We start from the raw sequence: 20485 nt of genomic DNA on the forward strand, positions 1-20485 counted from the left end.
CAAGTTTCGAAGCTAAAACCAAGATCGAGGCTGCGAGACCGGCTCACCATGACACCTTGGGTTCAAGTATTGAAGATCTGATGGAGATACGTGCCCAAGCTCAGCGAAGTCGCTGGCTGATGACCTTCGAGACGCCGTCGCCCTGCATGGACACGCCGTACAGCGCGTCGGCGACCTCCATCGTCCGCTTCTGGTGCGTGATCACGATCAGCTGGGAGCTCTCCTGGAGCTCCTGCATGATCCGGATCAGCCGCTGGAGGTTGGTGTCGTCCAGGGCCGCCTCGACCTCGTCCATGACATAGAAGGGACTGGGTCTGGCCTTGAAGATCGACACCAGCATGGCCACCGCGGTCAGCGACCGCTCGCCGCCCGACAGCAGTGACAGGCGCTTGACCTTCTTGCCCGGCGGGCGGGCCTCGACGTCGACGCCCGTGGTGAGCATGTTCTCGGGGTCGGTCAGGATGAGCCGTCCCTCGCCGCCCGGGAAGAGGCGCGAGAAGACACCCTCGAACTCGCGTGCGGTGTCCCGGTACGCCTCCGTGAAGACCTGCTCGACGCGCTCGTCGACCTCCTTGACGACCTGCAGGAGATCGGCGCGGGTCTTCTTCAGGTCTTCGAGCTGCTCGGAGAGGAACTTGTGGCGTTCCTCCAGCGCCGCGAACTCCTCGAGGGCGAGCGGATTCACCTTTCCGAGCTGCTGGTACGCCCTTTCGGCGGACTTGAGCCGCTTCTCCTGCTCGGCGCGGACGAAGGGCCGCGGCTGGTTCCGCGGATGCTCCGGGTCCTCGGGGAGCTCCTCGCCCTCCGCGGGCAGCGACGGCGGCACGAGCTGGTCGGGGCCGTACTCGGACACGAGGCCCGCGGGCTCGACGCCGAGCTCCTCCAGGGCCTTGGTCTCCAACTGCTCGATGCGCAGCCGCTTCTCGGCACCCAGCACCTCGCCGCGGTGAACGGAGTCGGTGAGCTTGTCGAGCTCGCTCTTGAGCTCGCGGCCGTCGGTCCGGGCGGCGGCCAGCTCCTGCTCGCGGGCCGACTTGGCGGCCTCGGCCGCGGCGCGCTCGTGCTCGGCGCGCACCACGGAGACCTCGACATGCGCGAGAAGCTGGCGAGCGCCATGGGCCACGGCCTCGGCGACCACGGCCTCGTGGCGGAGCCGGGCGCGGCGCTGCTCGGCGCGTGATCTTGCCTCACGCTCGGCGCGCGCCCCGCGGTCGAGCGTGTCGGCGCGGCCGGCGAGCCCTTTGACGCGCTCCTCGTGGGTACGGACCTGGAGGCGGGCCTCCATCTCGGTCTGGCGGGCGTTGGCGCCGTCGGCCGCGAGGCGGTCCCGTACGGATGTGTCGGGCTCGTCCTCGACCGGGGTCTCCTCGGCGACGGCGAGCCGCTCGGCGAGCTCCTCGGCCTCGTACAGCGCCTTCTCCAGCGCCTCCTGGGCGCGCGCGGCCGCCGCTGCCGTCCGCTCGGCCTCCCCGGCGGCGCCGCGCGCCTGCCCGGCGAGCCGTCCCAGCTGCTGGGCGACCCCGGCCTTCTCCTTCTCGGCCGCCCGGCGCCGCTCCCCCAACTCCTCGACGAGCCGCCCGCACTCCGCGCGCCGCGCCGCGGCCTCCTGCTGCTGCCCGGCCAGCTCCTCGCACCGCACGGCCAGCTCATCGAGCTGCGCCGCGGCCTCGTCGACGGCCGCCTGCACCTCCAGGAGACTGGGCGCCCCGGCCGACCCGCCGTGCGCGAAGTGCGCGCCCAGCACATCCCCTTCGGCGGTGACGGCGGTCACCCCGGGCCGGGCCTGGACGAGGTCCTCCGCGTCCTCCAGGGTCCCGACGACCACCATGTCCCGCACCAGCCGCTCCACGGCAGGCATCAACTCGCGCGGCCCACGCACCAGGTCGACGACGCGAGGGGCTCGGCCCTGCGTACCGGCCTCGTCACGCGGGGCGCCTATGCCGGGCACCTGGCCGCTCTCGCCGTTCGAGGCCGTACCGGGGTGCGGGACGCCACCGGTTGCGGCGGGCCCGTGCGCCGACGCCATCGCAACGACGTCGTTCGCCGGCGCGGCGGAAACCGCGCCGGGCGCGCCCACCGACGCCGCGCCGGTGCCGGACTCGTCGGGCGCGGGAGCGGCCGTCGCGCCCTGCGCGGGCACGGACAGCAGCAGCGACGCGCGCCCCGCGTCCTGCTTGCGCAGCAGGCGGATCGCCTCCGCCGCGGTGGCGGGGTCGCGTACCGCGATCGCGTCCGCGGCCGCCCCGAGTGCCGCCGCGACCGGGATCTCGTAGCCGGGAGTCACCGTCAGAAGTTCGGCGGCCGGGCCCAGGAGGCCGGAGAGCGTGTCCCTGGCCGAGAGCAGCGCGCCGGTGCCGTCCTTCCGGCGCAGGCCCTGGGCGAGGGCCTCGTGGCGGGCGGCGAGGGCCGCGCGCTTGCGCTCCGCCGCGGTGGCCGCCTCGCGGGAGGCGGACAATGCCGCCTCCGCCTCCGCCAGTTCACGCTTGGCCGCGTCGTGCTGGTCCGCCAGGGCCGAGTCGTCCGCGTCCAGTCCGTCGACCTCGGCCTTGAGCTGCTCGTACTCCTCCTGTGCCGCGGTCGCCCGCTCGTGTGCCTCGTCGCGGGCGGCGGCCAGCCGGCCGATCTCCGCCTGGGCCGAGGCCGCGCGCGAACGGGCCGCGTTGACCTGCCCGTTCAGCCGTGCGAGACCCTCGCGGCGGTCGGCGATCGCCCGTGCGACATCCTTCAGCCGACGTTCCTCTCCGGCGAGCTCGCGCTCCAGTTCGGCGCGGTGCGCGACGGTGTCCTCCAGCGCGCGCTCGGCCGCCTCCAACGCGGCTTCCAGCTCCGCCTCCTGCTCACGGATCCGGGCGGCCTCGCGCTCCATGTCCTCGGGGTCCCGGCCGCGCCGCTCCTCCGTGGGCGCCGACGTCGCACTCTTGACCCGGGCGTCGGCCAGCGACACCGTGCCCCGCACCCGCTCGGCCAGCTGCGACAGTTCGTACCAGGTCTGCTGTGCCCGCTGCAGCCGCGGCGCCAGCCGCCGCACCTCGTCCTCGAGCTCCGCCTCGCGCGACTGAGCCGCCCGGAGCTCCGCCTCCGCGGACTCCTTGCGCTGCTTCAGCGCGGCCTCGTCGGCGATCTCCGACTTCAGCGCCTCCCGCATCCGTACGAGATCGTCGGCGAGCAGCCGCAGCCGGGCATCGCGCAGATCCGCCTGGATGACGGCGGCCCGCCGCGCCACCGCGGCCTGACGTCCCAGTGGTTTGAGCTGCCGCCGCAGCTCGTCGGTCAGGTCCTGGACGCGTGCGAGGTTCGCCTGCATCGCGTCCAGCTTCCGCAGCGCCTTCTCTTTCCGCTTGCGGTGTTTGAGGACGCCGGCCGCTTCCTCGATGAATGCCCGCCGGCCCATCGGATCAGCGTGCAGGACCGAGTCGAGCTGTCCCTGCCCGACGATGACGTGCATCTCCCGCCCGATACCCGAGTCGGAGAGCAGTTCCTGAATGTCCAGCAAGCGGCAGGTGTCACCATTGATCTGGTATTCGCTGCCGCCGTTGCGGAACATGATCCGTGTAATGGTGACTTCGGCGTACTCGATGGGCAGCGCACCGTCGGAGTTGTCGATCGTGAGGGACACCTCGGCGCGGCCGAGCGGCGGCCGCCCGGTCGTCCCGGCGAAGATGACGTCCTCCATCTTGCCGCCGCGGAGCGACTTCGCGCCCTGCTCTCCCATGACCCACGAGAGCGCGTCCACCACATTGGACTTGCCTGAGCCGTTCGGCCCCACGACACACGTGATGCCGGGCTCGAAACGCAGCGTCGTGGCGGACGCGAAGGATTTGAACCCACGCAGGGTCAGGGCCTTGAGGTGCACGCCCGAGGACTCTACCTTTCGGTCTCGGTTTCACCTATGAAGGTGCAGGGCACATCAGACGGTAAAGCACGGTAAACGCAGCCCAACCCCGGGGGAGACAAAGGGGAGAGGAAAGAAAGAAGGGACGCCGAAGCGTCCCTTGCATACCTACCTTGCGAGAGTGTTTCTCACCTGATCCCGACAGACTGATCAGGTGAGCGCCGGCTCGCCCTTGGGTACGTCGATGTCGATGCCTTCGAGCAGCGACTCGCCACGGTGCTGTGCGGCGGCACTCAGCGCGTCGTTCTCGGACTGGATCCGTACGAGCTCGGACTCCAGGTCCTGGACGCGCTGCTGAAGCCGTCGCATCTCGGCGAGGAGTCGCGGGTCAGAACCGCCGACGTAACCGAGAAGCGCCTTTGCCATGATGGATGGTCCTCCACACTGAGTGACCGACCGATGCGGTGTGGGTCGTGAGGGATTCGCACCCGCGATGCCTGGCAGCGCTGGTGATCACTGCGGTTCGTACTGCCAAACAGCTGAGGTGCGCGGGGCTTCCAGCGTCTCACCAAAAAGTTTGACGGTCAACACGATCACGCCCCGCATGACGGACAGCCCGGGGTCTCACGGCCGTCGACGTCACGGCAGCGGCGCTCCAGCGGGGCCCTGGGGGCGTGGAGATCATCCTTACGTCGGCAGCCTGGCACGGCAGAGCCGTTATTGGCAACCACCTGGCCGTTTCCATCGAACACATGCGCTTTCGGCAGTCATCTGAACACACCGTGTGGTCGTCCGCCCGACTGCTTTCCGGTACCTCGCTCAGCGGATCGCGAACCCGTCGTAGCCGCCGCGCGGAGTGCCCCAGATCTCGGTGACTCCGTCAACCTTGCCGGGCGTGTCGGACGAGCGGAGCCAGTCCAGCAGGCGGTGGCAATTCTCACGTGGCCCCTCCGCCACAACGTGCACTCTGCCGTCGTCGAGATTGAGGGCGAAGCCGTGGAGGCAACCGATCTCCAGAGCGTTTGCCCTGGTGAACCAGCGGAATCCCACTCCCTGTACTCGGCCGCGTACCCAGGCGGTGAGCCGTGCGTGTTCATTCATGCGCGCAAGCTAACCGACCAATTGTTTTCGTCTCACATCGCCCTCGCGTCTCTTCGCGTACAGTCGCGACGCAATGGGCCTCACTCGTTCGGGTGAGTCCCTCCCTTGTCGGGTTTGTGAAGTCGAGTAGAGAAAGGGCGAGCGGATGGGACGCCACCGCCGGAAGAAGCGGGCTGCAGTGCCCGTACGTACCGGATTGCTCGGAGTCTCCGCCGCCATGGCGGTGGGCGCCGTGGCCGTGGCTTCCGGTCTGCTGCCGGGCGGAGAGACGTTCGTCATGGGCGAGAGCACCAGCGGTCAGCAGGTGCGCGAATCGGCCTCCGGGCAGTTGAGCGCCCAGGGCGGCGCCTCCGCCACGCCGTCGGGCCGCCCCTCGACGCCCGTGAGCGGCGGGGCCGCGTCGCAGGGCGCGTCGTCGACGTCCGGCAAGACGTCCGCGACGCCGTCGCAGCCGAGGACGAAGGCGCCCGGGACGACGAAGCCGGCCGCCCCGGAGAAGAAGGCACCGGAGAAGCCGGTGCAGCAGAAGACCGAGGCTCCGGAGCGCAAGGCCCCGGCAGCTCCGTCGAAGCCGCCCAGGTCCAAGGCGCCGACCGGCGCGGACGCGGCGGAGGCCGCGGTGCTGCAGTTGGTGAACGAGGAGCGCGCGAAGGTGGGCTGCAGCGCGGTGCGTGCGGATGCGTCGCTGGCGTCGCTCGCCGGGGCGTTCAGCGCGGACATGGCGACGCGTGGCTTCTTCGACCACACCGACCTGGACGGCGACACCCCGTGGGACCGGGCGGCACAGGCCGGGATCACCGGGATGGCCGCGGAGAACATAGCCCGCGGGCAGGCCGACGCGGAGACCGTGATGCGGTCGTGGATGAACAGCGACGGCCACCGCGCGAACATCCTCAACTGCGACTACAGGACGATGGGCGTGGGTGTGTACTTCGCCGACGGCGGTCCGTGGTGGACCCAGGACTTCGGTTTCTGAGATTCCCGCAGGTCAGCGACCTATGAGCCATCATGGGGCGTCTCAGACCGCGTTTGAGAACTGCCGTAGCCGTGGGCTGACGTGCTCGTTGAACTCTCCGTGAGTGGTTCTGGGGGCGGATATCCGTCGGACCTGACGGACGAGCAGTGGGCGCTGGTGGAGCCGTTGCTGCCGCCGGCGCGGGTAGGGCCGAAGGGCGGGCGGCGGGAGAAGCATCCGCGGCGTCGGATCGTGGACGCGATCTTCTACGTGGTGCGGACCGGGTGCGCCTGGCGGCAGCTGCCGAAGGACTTCCCGCCCTGGCCAACGGTGTACTGGTACTTCACCTGGTGGCACGACGACGGCACCGTCGAGCGCGTCCACGACGCACTGCGGGACAGGGTGCGCGAGGCTGACAGCCGCAATGCCGAGCCGAGCGCCGGCCTGATCGACTCGCAGTCCATCCGCACCGCTGACACCGTCCCCGCCGCAACCAGGGGCTGTCGGCGGTCTCCTCGGCGTTCAGTCCGTCGTGGACGGCCTGGGCGGCCAGTGTTCGGGCTTCTTCCAGTCCGGCGTCCAGCGTCAGGCCTGGTCCTTCGACCACGCCGTCGGTGACCATGACCAGCGCGCTGTCCTCGTCCAGGGTGAAGGTCTCCTCGCGGTATTTGATGCCGGGCACGACGCCCAGGACCGGCCCGCCCGGCAGCTCACGGACAACGTGGCTGCCGTTCCTGTGCGCGCACAGCGCCGGCACATGGCCGGCGCTGGTGCCGGTGACCCGTCCATCGCGCGAGTCGAGACACAACATGGTGCAGCTGGCGAATCGTGCGGGATCCATTGTGGTCAGCAGCTCGTTGGTGCGGGTCAGCACGGTTCCGGGATCCTGTTCCTGGGCGGCGATCGCGCGCATGGACAAGCGGGCCTGTCCCATGAAGGCGGCGGCGTCCACGTCGTGCCCCTGAACGTCGCCGATCTCCAGGGCGATCGCGCCGTCGGGCATCACGAAGGCGTCGTACCAGTCTCCGCCGATGTCCAGCCCGTCCCGGCTGGGCCGGTAGCGGGCGGCGACCTCCAGACCCGGGAGGTGCTCGGGCAGCGTGGGGGTGTCTGACCGCCTGCGTCGAGTGACGACGGCAGGAACTTGGTGGAGGCAGTTCGGTGACACGGTCGCTGAGTGCCAGCGCCTGTATGGCCGGGAGACGTCTACGGGCGGCGACGTAGGCGCTGACATCCATGGCTGACACCGACGGCGACGGACGGGGCAGGAAGAGCATGGACGCTGATGCGCGGCCGACCTGGGGCTGCGGGCGTTCGACTCACACAGAGTGACCTCAGGCTCGATCTGAGAAGGAAGAGGCCACAGGTTCAAGACTGCACGAACCGGAGGCGGCACATGCGCGCGGCCGGGGCCGTCTCTGGGCCGTCCGAGGGCGCACAACGACGACCAACGCTGACAACCGTTGACCACTCGACCGCAGGTCACAGCATTGATCGTCTAGCCGGCCCCAGGTCAGCAGACTCCCGGATCACTTATTCGGTTTCCAGGACTTCGGTTTCCAGGACTTCGTCCTCTTTCAGGTCTTCGTCCCCGCAAGCACTAACTGCTGGTTAGCGCAGGCGTATGGTTTCTGTCGTGGACAGCGACCTCACCTTCGACGTGTTCGACCGCCAGTGTCCGTCGCGCGGCACGCTGGAGCATGCGACCGGGCGGTGGGGAATCCTGACGCTGGGTGCCCTGTCCCAGTCCGGCTTCCGCTTCAACCAGCTGCGGCGGCGTGTCGACGGCGTCAGCGAGAAGATGCTGTCGCAGACGCTGCAGGCCCTGGAGCGGGACGGGCTGGTGCATCGCGAGGCCCAGCCGACGAATCCGCCCCGCGTCGACTACGAGCTGACGCCGCTCGGGCGGGATGTCGCCGAGCGGCTGCTCGGGCTGATCCAGCTCGTGGAGAACCGGATGCCCGAGGTGCTGACGGCGCGCGAGCGTTACGACGCGGCGCGCACGGCGGACGACGCGGCGCGCGGCGGACGCTGACAGCGCGGGCAGAAGTAGCTCGACCGGTTCATCCAGGGGCGCCGGCGCATCAGCGTGCCGCAGCGGCGGCACGGCTCGCCCTCGCGGCCGTACGCGTCCAGGGAGCGGTCGAAGTACCCCGATTCGCCGTTCACATTGACGTAGAGACTGTCGAAACTGGTGCCGCCGGCGGCGAGGGCGGCGTTCATGACGTCCCGGGCATGCCCCAGGAGCTCGGCGGCCCGGGGCCGGGGCAGCGTCGCCGTCGGCCGGTCGTAGTGCAGCTTCGCGCGCCACAGGGCCTCGTCGGCGTAGATGTTGCCGACCCCGCTGATGAGCGACTGGTCGAGCAGGGCGCGCTTGACGGTCGTGCGGCGCAGGCGCAGTGCGGTGACGAACACGTCGTCGTCGAACTCGGGGTCGAGCGGGTCCCGCGCGATGTGCGCGATGGCCTCGGGGAGACCGTCGGGGGTGGTGTCGTGCACCGACAGGCCACCGAAGGTGCGCTGATCGACGAAGCGGAGCTCGGTGCCGAGATCGTCGGCGAACCGGACCCGGATCCGCAGATGCTTCTCGTCGGCGGCCGCTTCGGGCTGGACGAGCAGCTGTCCGCTCATGCCCAGATGCCCGAGCACCGCGGCGCCGCTGTCCTCCAGCGGCAGCCAGAGGTACTTGCCCCGGCGCCGTGCGGGCCCGACCCGATGGCCCTTGAGCCGCGCGGCGAAGTCCGCTCCGCCTCCGAGGTGCCGCCTGACGGCCCGCGGGTGCAGCACCTCGACCTCCGCGACGACCCGCCCGGCGACCCAGGCCTCGAGGCCCCGCCGCACGACTTCAACCTCGGGCAACTCGGGCACGGGTCTCCTCCGCAGGAGCTACGGTACGACGCCCGCAGCCTACCTCCGGGCCTCCCCGCTTCCGGCCCCGGGGGCGGCGTGCCGGGCGGCGCCTGCGGCGCGGCTCAACCTGAGCCCGTCGGCGTCTGAGGACGGACACTCCGGTCCGCTGCCCGGCACCGGACGCGAGTGCCGGACACGCCCCAGGGTCCAGGGCGGGAGCCCTCGGCCCGGGAGGACGGAAGGCGGGGAGAAGAAACCCCCCGCCGCGCACAGCGCAGCGGGGGGCTCGAAGCGAGGTGGCGTCAGGCCGTTGCCTGAGGCGAAGGGGTGTCGGCGGCCCCTTCGGCCTCGGGAGCGGCGACCTTCGCCGCCGCGGCGCGTTCGTCCGCGGCCGCGCGGATCGCGCGCCACGCGGACTCGGCAGCCTGCTGCTCCGCTTCCTTCTTGCTGCGGCCGGTGCCGGTGCCGTACGAGACACCACCGACGCGGGCAGCAGCAGTAAAGGTCTTCTCGTGGTCCGGACCGGTCTCGGTGACCAGGTACTCGGGCACACCGAGCCCCTCGGCAGCGGTCAGCTCCTGGAGACTGGTCTTCCAGTCCAGGCCGGCGCCGAGGTTCGAGGACTTCTCGATCAGCGGGTCGAAGAGCCGGTGAACCAGCTCGGCCGCCACCTCGAGGCCCTGGTCGAGATAGACCGCGCCGATCACCGCTTCAAGGGTGTCGGCGAGGATGGACGCCTTGTCCCGGCCGCCCGTGCCCTCTTCGCCCCGGCCCAGCCGGATGAAGGAGCCCAGGTCGAGGCCGCGCCCGACCTCCGCCAGCGCACGCGAATTGACCACCGCGGCCCGCAGCTTGGCCAGCTGGCCTTCGGGCAGGTCGGGGTGGGTGCGGTAGAGCGTGTCCGTGACCACCAGTCCGAGCACCGAGTCCCCGAGGAACTCGAGCCGCTCGTTGGTGGGCAGGCCGCCGTTCTCGTACGCGTACGAACGGTGGGTCAGCGCACGCACCAGAAGGGCGGACTCGACCGGATAGCCGAGCCGCCCTTCCAGAAGCGTGTGGGACGAGGCTGCGCTTGCGTTGTCCGCCTGCTTACTGTTGCCGGCGTCAGACATGGAGCCTCTCACCAGCCGCTCAGACCTCGAGAACCTGGCGCTTGTTGTAGGTGCCGCAGCTCGGGCACGCGATGTGCTGCAGCTTCGGCTCCTGGCAACGCTCACACGAAACCAGGGTGGGGACCGCAGCCTTCCACTGCGACCGGCGGTGGCGCGTGTTGCTGCGCGACATCTTCCGCTTCGGAACAGCCACGGCTACTTCTCCTGCTTCTCGTCGACGCCCGCTTCGGCGCCGCTCATGTTGTCCTTCTCACCGGTTCCCAGCGAACCGGTGAGTCCCTGCAGTGCCGCCCAACGGATGTCGACGGCGTCGTGATGGTGGTCCGGTTCGTCGTTCAGGTTGATCCCGCATTCGGAACACAGGCCTGCACAGTCCTCCCGGCACACCGGCTGCATCGGCAGTGCGAGCACCACCGCATCCCGCAGCACGGGTTCGAGGCCGAGCAAGCCGTCCTCGAGGAAGAGCCTGTCCTCGTCGTCCTCGGCGTCGTCGACGGGTTCCGCCTTTGGGCGGCCCCGGTCGTCGGCGTCAGGGTACGAGAACATCTCCTGGAAGTCCGCCGCAACCTCCTGGCGCAGCGGCTCCAGACACCTTACGCACTCCCCCTCGACCGTGGCACGGGCGGTGCCTGTGACGAGCACACCTTCCATGACCGACTCGAGGCGGAGCTCCAGCTCCACGGGCGCGCCCTCGGGCACACCGATGACCCCTTCGATACCGAAGTCCTTGGGGGCCGCGACCGAGCGGGAGAGCCGCTGGAGCGCGCCGGGCCGCCGACCCAGCTCGTGCGTGTCGAACACGAGGGGGTCACGGTGGTCGAGGCGGGCGTTCAGGGCTCTTCCTGCTTTCGGATCGTGTGGGGGCCGCGATATCTGCGCAGCATCCGCTGCGGCGCAGACGCGACCGAAGAGCCAGGATACTGGACCGTTCGCTGAAGGCCCAATCCGGTCCGTACCGGATCAGCGGCCCTGCTCGTAGCGGCGCAGCTGTTCCATGTCGATCATGCTCGTGTCGAAGAAGCTGGTCTCGTCGAGCTGCTGCTGCGTCTGCACCTGGGGCTGCTGGGCCTGGTGCTGCGGCTGCTGCTGGTACGCGTACGGGTCCTGCTGCTGGTAGGCGTAGCCCTGCTCGTACCCCTGCTGCTGGTACGCGTACGGGTCCTGCTGGTACGCGTACACGTCCTGCTGCTGGTACGCGTACGGATCCGCGTGAGCCGGGACCTGCTGAACCTGCTGGGCGTGCTCGGCGTGCTGCACCTGGACCTGCGGCTGCACCTGGACCTGCGGCTGGGCCTGGGGCTCCGGGTCGGCCAGCTCCGCCAGTCCCGCGAGATAGTCCGCGTCGCTCGTGTGCTGCATCCCGGCCGCGTCCTGGGCGGCCATGTGCGCGCCGAGCTCGTCGGTGGCGATGCGGCCGTGCAGCTTCTGCCGGCCTCGGCCCACGGCCTCGAGCGTCTTGGAGAGCACCGCCTCGAAGGCGCCCAGCTTGGCGTCGACGTACTCGTCGGCCCGCTGGATCAGTATCTGCGGGTCGGCGCTGTACTCGGGGGCGTCGTCCTCGGCGGGGTCGATGTATCCGTGCTCGTCCAGGCCGGGGCCCCGGCCGAGCAGCTTCTCGCGGCCGCGGTCGACGGAGCCGATGGTCTTGTTGAGCACGACCTCGAAGTTCGCGAGCTTGGAGTCGACGTAGTCGTCGGCCTCGGCGCGGATCTCCTCGGCCTCACGGCGGGCCTCGGCGAGGATGCGGTCGGCCTCCTCCTGGGACTGCCGGGCGATCTGGGTGCCGGAGATCAGCGACCCGCGCTCGGAGTGGGCGGCCTCGATGATCTGCTCGGCCTCCTGGCGGGCCTGCTCGACCAGCTGCTCCCGCCCGCCGATCAGCTCCTGCGCCTGGGCGAGCGAGCCGGGCAGGGCCTGCCGCACTTCTTCGAGCATCGCGAGCAGGTCGGCGCGGTTGACCACGCAGGAGGCCGACATGGGCATGGACCGGGCGTTCCCGACCGCCTCGACGATCTCGTCGAGCTTCTTCTGCACGTCCACCGTGTGCTCGCCACTCTCTACAGTCACTACAGCCGATTTGGAGACGGACGGGACGACTGTACGGGCAGTCGGCGCCCTCCCCCAATGCCCTGGGGGCATGGGGGCACCCCCAGACACCGGGTGACGGTCAGTCAGGACGTGACGTCCGACCCGTCGTACGTCGCGTCGTACGACGCGAGGTACGACGGGACGTCCGGCGTCACTTCCCGGGTCACTTCTTCGGAAGCCGGTCGGTCAGGGCCGCGAGGACCGGCGGCGGCACCAGGTGGGACACGTCGCCGCCCCACGCCGCGACCTCCTTGACCAGGGAGGACGACAGGAAGCTGTAGGTCGGGCTGGTGGGCACGAACAGCGTCTCGACGCCCGACAGGCCGTTGTTCATCTGGGCCATCTGCAGCTCGTAGTCGAAGTCGCTGACGGCGCGCAGGCCCTTGACGATGGCGGGGATGTCCCGTTCCTTGCAGTAGTCGACGAGCAGGCCGTGGTAGGCCTCCACCTCGACGTTCCCGTACTCCGCGGTGACCTCGCGGATCAGCTCGATCCGCTCCTCCACCGTGAACAGGCCCTTCTTGGCCTGGTTGATCATCACCACGACGTGCACGACGTCGTACAGCTTGGAGGCGCGGGCGATGATGTCGAGATGTCCGTTGGTGATGGGGTCGAACGACCCCGGACAGACGGCGCGGCGCAACTGAAGTCCCTCGCTCTCCGGTCCGGTCATGGTGCGTCTTCGCACGTAGAGGCGGCGCGACCGTACCAAAGCGTTCCTTCGCCGTAGCGACGGGCCCGCAGTGGCTCGATGCCCGTCGGCCAGACGAACTCCCCGCCTCTGGTGCTGCGCTCCACGGTGACGAGGGCATCGTCGGCGAGCCAGCCCTCTGTGCGGAGTGTGAGGAGAATCTCCCGAAGATCGTCGTCCGTGACGGCGTACGGCGGGTCCAGGAACACGATGTCGTACGGTGCCTCCGGCACCGGTCCCTGGACGATCTGCTCGGCACGGCCGGTGCGGACCTCGGCGCCGGGCAGGGCGAGCGTCCGCACGTTCTCCCGGACGGTGCGCGCGGCGCGGCCGTCGGCCTCGACGAGGAGCGCGTGGGACGCGCCGCGCGACAGTGCCTCCAGGCCGACGGCTCCGGAGCCCGCGTACAGGTCGGCGACCCGGATGCCCTGCAGCGTGCCGAGCAGCGACTCCCAGGTGGAGAACAGCCCCTCGCGCGCCCGGTCGGAGGTGGGGCGGGTGCCGTTGCCCGGCGGCACGGCCAGGCGACGTCCGCCGGCCGCGCCGGCGATCACGCGGGTCATCTGAGTCCTTCTGGGCGCTGTTCGGTCCGGTCCGGTCACCTCCACGATATCCGCGGCAGGAGGTCAGCCCTTGTCCAGATACTGCTCGCGGTCCTTGTCGAGCAGCGCGTCCAGTGCGGTGCGCAGCTCCGGAAGCCCCTCCAGCTCCGGGTCCGCGGTGACGACCGCGACGGCCTCCTCGCGGGCCGCGGCGATGACCTCCTCGTCGTCGATGACCGCGAGGACCCGCAGCGAGGAGCGGACGCCGGACTGGGCCTGGCCCAGCACATCGCCCTCCCTGCGCTGTTCGAGGTCGATACGGGACAGCTCGAAGCCGTCGAGCGTGGCGGCGACCGCGCCGAGCCGGGCCCGGGCGGGGCTCGCCTCCGGCATCTCGGTGACGAGCAGACACAGTCCGGGGGCCGAGCCGCGCCCGACGCGGCCGCGCAGCTGGTGCAGCTGGGAGACGCCGAAGCGGTCGGCGTCCATGATCACCATCGCGGTCGCGTTCGGCACGTTCACACCGACCTCGATGACCGTGGTGGCCACCAGCACGTCCACGTCGCCGGCGGTGAAGCGGCGCATGACGTCGTCCTTGTCGTCCGGCGGCATCCTCCCGTGCAGCACCTCCACCCGCAGGCCCTTCAGCGGGCCGGCCGCGAGCTGCTCGGCGACGTCCAGGACGGCGAGCGGAGGCCGCTTCTCGGCCTCGTCCTCCGCGGACTTCTTCCCCGGCTCGTCCTGATCGTCGCCGATGCGAGGACACACGACGTACGCCTGGTGACCGCCCTCGACCTCCTCACGCACGCGCTCCCAGGCCCGCGCCAGGAAGTGGGGCTTGTCGGCGGCCGGGACCACATGGGTGGCGATCGGAGAGCGTCCGGCCGGCAGCTGGTCCAGTACGGAGGTCTCCAGATCCCCGAAGACCGTCATGGCGACCGTGCGCGGAATGGGCGTGGCGGTCATGACCAGCAGATGCGGGGGCTGTTTGCCCTTGCCCCGGAGGGCGTCGCGCTGCTCCACGCCGAAGCGGTGCTGCTCGTCGACGACGACCAGCCCCAGGTCGTGGAACTGCACCTTGTCCTCGATCAGCGCATGGGTGCCGATGACCACCCCGGCCTCGCCGGTGACCAGGTCGAGCAGGGCCTGACGGCGGGCGGCGGCACCCATGGAGCCGGTGAGCAGCACGACCTTGGTCGCATGCTCGGCGCCGCCGAGCATGCCGCCCTCGGCGAGGTCGCCCATCATCTCGACGATCGAGCGGTGATGCTGCTGGGCGAGGACTTCGGTGGGCGCGAGCATGGCGGCCTGGCCGCCCGCGTCGACCACGGCGAGCATGGCCCGCAGGGCGACCATGGTCTTTCCGGAGCCGACCTCGCCCTGGAGCAGCCGGTGCATCGGGTGCTCGGTGGCCAGATCGCCGAAGATCTCCGCGGACACCTTCCGCTGGCCCTCGGTGAGGCTGAACGGCAGCCGGGCGTCGAAGGCGTCCAGCAGCCCGCCGGGGGCGGCTTTGCGGGCGACCGCGGGGAGCTGTGTGTCCGCGTGGCGCCGCCGGGCGAGGGCGACTTGGAGTACGAACGCCTCGTCCCACTTCAGACGCTGCCTGGCGTCCTCGATGTCGGCCTTGGTCTGCGGACGGTGGATCTTGAGCAGCGCCTCCGGGAGGGAGACGAAACCCCGGCCTTCGCGCAGCGCGGGCGGCAGCGGGTCGACGGCCTCGTGGGCCTGCGGAAGGACCGCGTCGACGGCCTTGGCGATCTTCCACGACTCCAGTCCCTTGCAGGCCGGATAGATCGGGATGAGCTTCCCGGCGAACGTGGTGACCGCGCCCTCGCCGCTGTCCGCGTCCAGCCGCTCGTAGGTCGGGTGGGCGAGCTGCAACTTGCGGTTGAACATGGACACCTTGCCGGCGAACATCGCGCGGCTGCCGGGCAGCAGGTCCTTGTGCGGCTTGTGGATGCCGCGGCCGAAGAAGACGAGCTGGAGCCGGCCGCTGCCGTCGGTGATGGTGATCTCCAGCCGCTGCCCGCGCCCGGCGTTGAACGTGAGCACGCGAGAGTCCGCGACCTGTGCGACGACCGTGACGTGCTCGTCGAGCGGCAGTTCGGCGAGCCGGGTGAGCTGGCCCCGCTCCTCGTACCGCCGCGGGTAGTGGTGGAGCAGATCACCGACGGTGTGCAGGTCGAGATTCTCGGCCATGACCTTGGCGGTCGCGGGACCGAGCGTCTTCTTCAGCGACTCACCCAGCACAGCGCGTCGTCCTCTTCAGTGGTTCATTGAGCGCGGACACGGCATCCATTGCACACCACCGCACCGACAACCGTCGCGCACCGAGCGATATCCGCTGGTCACAACGGTGCCGTGGCCCTAGGATGGCGCGGTCTCCCCCGCCTTTCCACGCCGCGATCACCGACGTAACGGGATCGCCCGACCCGCGCCGCCGCTCGCCCCCCACCGGCGCAGCGACGATGACTGCTGAGACCTCTGAGACTTCCGAGACGTCCGAGACCACTCCTCACACCTTCCAGGTCGATCTGCGCGGCCTGGTGGATCTCCTCTCCCACCACCTCTACTCCAGTCCCAAGGTCTATCTGCGCGAGCTGCTGCAGAACGCCGTGGACGCCATCACCGCACGCCACTCCCTCCAGCCGGACGCGCCCGCCCGGGTACGGCTGTACGCCGAGGGCGGCGCGCTGCGCGTCGAGGACAGCGGCATCGGCTGACCGAGGCGGATGTGCACAGCCTGCTCGCCACGATCGGCCGCAGTTCGAAGCGGGACGGCGGCCTGGAGTCGGCGCGGGCCGAGTTCCTGGGCCAGTTCGGGATCGGGCTGCTCGCCTGTTTCGTCGTCGCGGCGGAGATACGGGTGGTCAGCCGATCCGCGCGTACGCCGGACGCGCTGCCCGTCGAGTGGACGGCGCGGGACGACGGTTCGTACACCGTGCGCACGCTCCCGGACGGCGCCCGTACCGAGCCCGGGACGACCGTGCACCTCACCGCCCGTCCCGGCAGCGGCGATTGGCTGAGCGAGGACCGGGTGCGTGCGCTCGCGCGGGACTTCGGGTCCCTGCTGCCGTACGACGTCCGGGTCGGCGACGAACCCGTGACCGACCTGCCGGCGCCGTGGGACCGCCGGTACCCCAGCCCCGCAGCTCGCCGCGTCGCGCTCGCCCGCCACTGCCACGACCTCTTCGGGTTCACTCCGCTCGACTCGATCGACCTGGATCTGCCGCTCGCGGGTGTCCGGGGCGTCGCCTACGTACTGCCTTCGGCCGTGAGTCCGGCGCAGCGTGCGGGACACCGGGTGCACCTCAAGGGGATGCTGCTCACGGACCGCGCGGACGAACTCCTGCCCGACTGGGCCTTCTTCGTACGCTGCGTGCTGGACACCGACAGCCTGCGGCCCACGGCGTCGCGCGAGTCGCTGTACGCGGACGAGACCCTCGCGGCCGTACGGGACGCGCTCGGGGCCCGTATGCGCGACTGGCTCACCGGGCTCGCCGCCGGCGATCCCGAACGGCTCGCGCAGTTCCTGTCCGTGCACCACCTGGGCGTGAAGTCGCTGGCCCGGCACGACGACGACATGCTGCGCACGATGCTGCCGTGGCTGCCGTCGAGACGACCGACGGCCGTCTCTCGCTGGAGGAGTTCGCCCAGCGGCACCCGGTGGTGCACTTCACGCGCACCGTCGAGGAGTACCGGCAGGTCGCCCCCATCGCGTCCGCCCAGGGCGTCGGCGTGGTCAACGGCGGCTACACCTACGACTCCGAGCTCGTCGAGCGGCTCCCCTCGGCCCGCCCGGGAACGGCGGTCGCCGAGCTCGACGCGGACACGGTGACCGCGCATCTCGACGCGGTCGATCCGGCCGACGAACTGGCGCTCGCGGGCTTCCTGTCAGTGGCCCGTGCCACGCTGGATCCCCTCGGCTGTGATGTGTCCCTGCGTTCCTTCCACCCCCTGACCGTTCCCGCGCTGCACCTCGACGACCGGGCGGCCCGCCATGAGCAGGCCCGCGCGGAGGCCGAGGAGCAGGCGGACGACCTGTGGGCGGGCATCCTCGGCTCGCTGCGCGGCAGCGCGCCGCGGGCCCGTCTCGTCCTCAACCACCTGAACCCGCTGATCCGCCGGATCAGCGCCCTCGACGACCCGGAGCTCGCGGGCACGGCCGTCGAGTCGCTCTACGGGCAGGCCCTGCTCATGGCGCAGCGTCCGCTGCGCCCCGCCGACTCGGCCCTGCTCAACCGCGCGTTCATCGGCCTGCTCGCATGGGCCACCCACCACGAGACCGACCCGGAGGAGGAGAGCCGGTGAGCCAGGACGTCGCCGCGATACGGCAGGCGCTGTACGACAACCACCGGGCGCCGGAGGGCGCCGCACGCAACGCCCGCGCGGAGCGTCTGCTCGCCGAGGCCGAGCAGACGGGCGACACACCGCTGCTCATCGAGGCCCTCTCGAACCTCCTCCAGGCGTACAACTACAGCTCGGAGCGGGACAAGCTGTTCGTGCCGTTCGCCCGGCTGCTGCGGCTGTGGGACGGGCAGCCCGGGGAGTTCGACGAGCAGGCGGCGCACTCGCTGCACTGGTACTTCAAGTGGGTCTCCACGGACATGCTCGACCAGCCGCACATCCCGCTCGCCTCCATGGAGAAGTGGCTCGGCGAGATGGAACACCGCTACCGGCTGGGCGGCCACTCCGAACGGGCCGTTCGGCAGGGCGAGTTCTGTCTCGCCCGGCACATCGGCGACCGGGAACGCGCCGAACGGGCGTACGCGGCGTGGCTCGCGGCCGACCGGGACCGGATGGCCGACTGCCACGCGTGCGAGCTGCACGACCAGGGTTCCTGGCAGGCCCGGCTGGGCCGGGACGAGCAGGCGCTGGAACTGTGGCGTCCGGTCCTGGACGGCCGGTACACGTGCGCGCACGAGCCGCACGCCGTGCTCGCCGCCTCCCTGCTGCCGCTGCTGCGGCTCGGCCGCGCGGACGAGGCCCGCGCCCACCATCTGCGGGGCTATCGCATGCTCCGCCCCATGGAGAGCATGCGCGGATGGGTCGCCATGCACGTCGAGTTCTGCGCGCTGACCGGCAACGAGGCACGGGGACTGGAGATCCTCTCGGACCGGCCCGCGTACTTCACGGACAGCGGCAACCCCGATTCCCTGATGGACCATCCCGCCGTCACCGCGCTGCTGATGGACCGGCTCGTGATCCTCGGGCACGGCGATCAGACCGTGCCGGGTCCCGCCGGGACGGCCTGGACGGCCCGGGCGCTCGCGGAGCACGCACGCGGGGAGGCGCTCGCGATCGCCGCGCGCTTCGACGCCCGCAACGGCACGGACGCGGTCAGCGCCCTCGTACGGGAGCGGCTTGCGCAGGAGCCCCTGGTCGAGCGGCTGCCCCTGGGGATGCGGTCGGCCCGGCCGGCGCCCACCGCTCCCGCGAAGGCGCCCGCGCCCTCGGCCGCACCGGAACCGGCCGGCGTGGACGAGCTCCTCGCCGAGGCGCGGCGGCTGTCGGAAGCACGGCACCCCGACGCCGGCCGCGCATGGGCGGCCGTCGCCGAGGCCGCGGGTGACACGGTGCCGGACGACCTGGCGCTCGCCGAGATCGACGACCACCGTGCCATGGCCCGTACGACCGATGCTGCGGAGGCGATCCGGCTGTTCCGGTCCGCCGCCGCGCGGTACGAGGCCGCGGGCGACCCCGGTGAGGCTGCGGCGGCACGGGCCCGTGGTGCGCTCGCGCTCGCACTGGGCGGCGACGCGGAGGCGGCCGTCGTGGCCGTGGACGAGGCCGTCGCCCGCGCGCTCGCGCTGCACGCCGAGGGGGAGGCGAGCACGCGCCAGGCGGCCGGGGCGCTGCTCTGCCGGGTCCGTATCCATCTGCTCCGACTGCACGACGAGGACGACACCGGGGCGCCCGGGCGGACTGCGGCGCCGGAGGTGGCCGTGGCCGAACTCCTCGACTTCGCCGGACCGCACCGCGCCGACCCGCTCGTCATGGACCGGGTCGCCGATGCGATGTGCGTACGGGGCGACCTCGCCGCCCACAGCGGCGACGCCTCGGCCGCCGCCGAGCTGTACACCGCCGCGGCCTCGCTCTTCCACGAGGCCGGGCTGCCCTGGTACGCGGCCTCGCCCGAGGCCCGCCTCGTGCCCATGGCCCGCCATCTCGGCGACCTCGAGACCGCGGAGCGGGCCGCCCGGTCGGCACTGGAGCACGGCGCCGCGTACCTCGAGGCGTCCGGGAGCGCCGGCTGCACCTCCACCTCACCGAAATCCTCGTCGGCACGGGCCGGTTCGAGGAAGCCGTGGAGCACGCCCTGGAGGCCGGGCACTGGGCCGACGCGGCCGGGGAGAGCGCGGATGCCGGCGCGTACGCCCGGCACCAGCTGGGTGGTTCGCTGCTGCGGGCCGGGCGGGCGGCGGAAGCGGCGGCCGTCCTGGAGGGGGTGCTCCCCGATCTCACCGTGGACGACCACGGCGACGGCATGGTCGTCCAGACCCTGTGGTGGCTCGGCGACGCCCTGACCGAGCTCGGGGAACCGCGAGGGGCGGCCGAGCACTGGCTCAAGGCGGCCGACATCGCCCGTGGCCGGCCCGAGCAGGACGACCACGCGATGCTCGCCGACCTCGCGGGCCAGGCGCTGTACCGGGCCGGGCTCCATGCGGAGGCCGACCGCGCGTACGAGCGCGCGTGCGCGCTCTGGCGCGACCTGGGCGACGTGCACGGGGTCGTGCGGGCGCTGCGGGTGCGGGCGTGGATCACGGTCCGCGAGGGTCGGGCGGGACCGGAGGCGGCCCGTGCCTTCATGGCGGCCGCGGCGGAGGAGTGCGAGCGGGCGCTCCCGGCGGCGGAGGACCCGGCGGCCCGCGCCCGGCTGCGCGCCGAGCTAGCCGACACCCACCGGCAGACGGGCGAGCTGATCGCGGACCAGGGCGCGGACGGGGCGACGTACGGGGAGGCTCTGCCGTACGTCGAGAAGGCCGTCTCCGGCTTCATGGAGGCGGGCGAGGACTTCACCGACCTGCGTACGGCGGCGGAGCTGATGGCCGCGTGGCTGGAGGCCGATCTGGGCGACAAGCCCGCGGCGACGCGGCGTGCGGAGTCGGTGCTGGCGACGTACGCCGACGCCACGGGCGACACGGCGGACGCACGGCGGGCGGAGGCGACGTCGGTCCTGGAGTACGTGGCCTGACCGGGTGTGCCCGGTGAGCCCGGTGTGCCCGGTGCCGTGGGTTGCCCGGTGCCGGGCCCACACGGCGGTGCCGGTACGGGCACACCGCCCGCGCCCCGGCGGGCAGTCGGAGGGGC

General features: G+C 71.3%; 13 protein-coding genes and 4 pseudogenes. 5 read left to right on the plus strand and 12 right to left on the minus strand.

Annotated features, from left to right (window positions below; all coding sequences use genetic code 11):
- Positions 1-100 precede the first annotated feature (100 nt).
- From ACWCP0_RS23955 to ACWCP0_RS23965, 3 genes are all read right to left on the minus strand, one after another.
- Complete coding sequence (locus ACWCP0_RS23955; RefSeq protein WP_451080844.1) at positions 101-3853, minus strand: AAA family ATPase; 3753 nt, start codon at positions 3851-3853, stop codon at positions 101-103.
- A 189-nt stretch (positions 3854-4042) separates the two neighbouring features.
- Entirely contained in the window at positions 4043-4258 is a 216-nt protein-coding gene (locus tag ACWCP0_RS23960; protein ID WP_352107282.1) for a hypothetical protein, read from the minus strand.
- Between the two features lie 393 nt (positions 4259-4651).
- Positions 4652-4933, minus strand: coding sequence for an acylphosphatase (locus tag ACWCP0_RS23965; RefSeq protein WP_451080845.1), 282 nt, complete (start codon positions 4931-4933; stop codon positions 4652-4654).
- Positions 4934-5078: 145 nt separating this feature from the next.
- Here ACWCP0_RS23965 and ACWCP0_RS23970 point away from each other — a divergent pair, with 145 nt between their 5' ends.
- Positions 5079-5909 (plus strand): CAP domain-containing protein, encoded by an 831-nt coding sequence (locus ACWCP0_RS23970; protein WP_451080846.1) that lies wholly within the window; start codon positions 5079-5081, stop codon positions 5907-5909.
- Between the two features lie 81 nt (positions 5910-5990).
- A pseudogene (locus tag ACWCP0_RS23975) lies at positions 5991-6389 on the plus strand (IS5 family transposase); the annotation flags it as partial.
- A 13-nt stretch (positions 6390-6402) separates the two neighbouring features.
- Here ACWCP0_RS23975 and ACWCP0_RS23980 read toward each other — a convergent pair.
- Positions 6403-7122: pseudogene (locus ACWCP0_RS23980) on the minus strand (PP2C family protein-serine/threonine phosphatase); the annotation flags it as partial.
- 390 nt (positions 7123-7512) lie between these two features.
- Between ACWCP0_RS23980 and ACWCP0_RS23985 the strand changes: the two are divergent.
- Entirely contained in the window at positions 7513-7923 is a 411-nt protein-coding gene (locus ACWCP0_RS23985) for a winged helix-turn-helix transcriptional regulator (protein WP_451080847.1), read from the plus strand.
- Here ACWCP0_RS23985 and mutM read toward each other — a convergent pair.
- The 8 genes from mutM to recG form a co-directional block, all read right to left on the minus strand.
- Entirely contained in the window at positions 7875-8756 is an 882-nt protein-coding gene (gene mutM / locus ACWCP0_RS23990; RefSeq protein WP_451080848.1) for a bifunctional DNA-formamidopyrimidine glycosylase/DNA-(apurinic or apyrimidinic site) lyase, read from the minus strand. The two genes, ACWCP0_RS23985 and mutM, sit on opposite strands and share 49 nt — an antisense overlap.
- Positions 8757-9040: 284 nt before the next feature.
- Positions 9041-9850 (minus strand): ribonuclease III, encoded by an 810-nt coding sequence (gene rnc, locus ACWCP0_RS23995; protein ID WP_451080849.1) that lies wholly within the window; start codon positions 9848-9850, stop codon positions 9041-9043.
- Between the two features lie 19 nt (positions 9851-9869).
- On the minus strand, positions 9870-10043 hold the full coding sequence (rpmF, locus tag ACWCP0_RS24000; protein WP_003965982.1) for a 50S ribosomal protein L32: 174 nt from the start codon (positions 10041-10043) through the stop codon (positions 9870-9872).
- Positions 10044-10045: 2 nt separating this feature from the next.
- Entirely contained in the window at positions 10046-10684 is a 639-nt protein-coding gene (locus tag ACWCP0_RS24005; protein ID WP_451080860.1) for a YceD family protein, read from the minus strand.
- A 126-nt stretch (positions 10685-10810) separates the two neighbouring features.
- Positions 10811-11890 carry an ATP synthase F0 subunit B gene (locus ACWCP0_RS24010; RefSeq protein ID WP_451080861.1) on the minus strand — a complete coding sequence of 360 codons (1080 nt, stop codon included), beginning with the start codon at positions 11888-11890 and terminating at the stop codon, positions 10811-10813.
- 211 nt (positions 11891-12101) lie between these two features.
- A complete protein-coding gene (coaD, locus tag ACWCP0_RS24015) occupies positions 12102-12611 on the minus strand; it encodes a pantetheine-phosphate adenylyltransferase (RefSeq protein ID WP_351223487.1) in 510 nt (169 codons plus the stop codon).
- Complete coding sequence (gene rsmD, locus ACWCP0_RS24020) at positions 12608-13192, minus strand: 16S rRNA (guanine(966)-N(2))-methyltransferase RsmD (protein ID WP_451080850.1); 585 nt, start codon at positions 13190-13192, stop codon at positions 12608-12610. Before rsmD ends, coaD begins: the two co-directional genes overlap by 4 nt.
- Before the next feature lie 63 nt (positions 13193-13255).
- Complete coding sequence (gene recG, locus ACWCP0_RS24025; protein ID WP_451080862.1) at positions 13256-15373, minus strand: ATP-dependent DNA helicase RecG; 2118 nt, start codon at positions 15371-15373, stop codon at positions 13256-13258.
- A gap of 269 nt (positions 15374-15642) precedes the next feature.
- Here recG and ACWCP0_RS24030 point away from each other — a divergent pair.
- Both ACWCP0_RS24030 and ACWCP0_RS24035 read left to right on the plus strand, forming a co-directional pair.
- Positions 15643-17485, plus strand: a pseudogene (locus ACWCP0_RS24030) (HSP90 family protein).
- Positions 17440-20369 (plus strand): annotated as a pseudogene (locus tag ACWCP0_RS24035) (tetratricopeptide repeat protein). Before ACWCP0_RS24030 ends, ACWCP0_RS24035 begins: the two co-directional pseudogenes overlap by 46 nt.
- The last annotated feature ends 116 nt before the right edge of the window (positions 20370-20485 follow it).

It is taken from the genome of Streptomyces sp. NPDC001970, assembly GCF_053594115.1.

Coding starts and splice junctions, on each gene's coding strand:
- rsmD (WP_451080850.1), bottom strand. CDS start 13,192: ATGACCCGCGTGATCGCCGGCGCGGCCGGCGGACGTCGCCTGGCCGTG.
- ACWCP0_RS23970 (WP_451080846.1), top strand. CDS start 5,079: ATGGGACGCCACCGCCGGAAGAAGCGGGCTGCAGTGCCCGTACGTACC.
- coaD (WP_351223487.1), bottom strand. CDS start 12,611: ATGACCGGACCGGAGAGCGAGGGACTTCAGTTGCGCCGCGCCGTCTGT.
- ACWCP0_RS23985 (WP_451080847.1), top strand. CDS start 7,513: ATGGTTTCTGTCGTGGACAGCGACCTCACCTTCGACGTGTTCGACCGC.
- rnc (WP_451080849.1), bottom strand. CDS start 9,850: ATGTCTGACGCCGGCAACAGTAAGCAGGCGGACAACGCAAGCGCAGCC.
- recG (WP_451080862.1), bottom strand. CDS start 15,373: ATGGCCGAGAATCTCGACCTGCACACCGTCGGTGATCTGCTCCACCAC.
- ACWCP0_RS23960 (WP_352107282.1), bottom strand. CDS start 4,258: ATGGCAAAGGCGCTTCTCGGTTACGTCGGCGGTTCTGACCCGCGACTC.
- ACWCP0_RS23965 (WP_451080845.1), bottom strand. CDS start 4,933: ATGAATGAACACGCACGGCTCACCGCCTGGGTACGCGGCCGAGTACAG.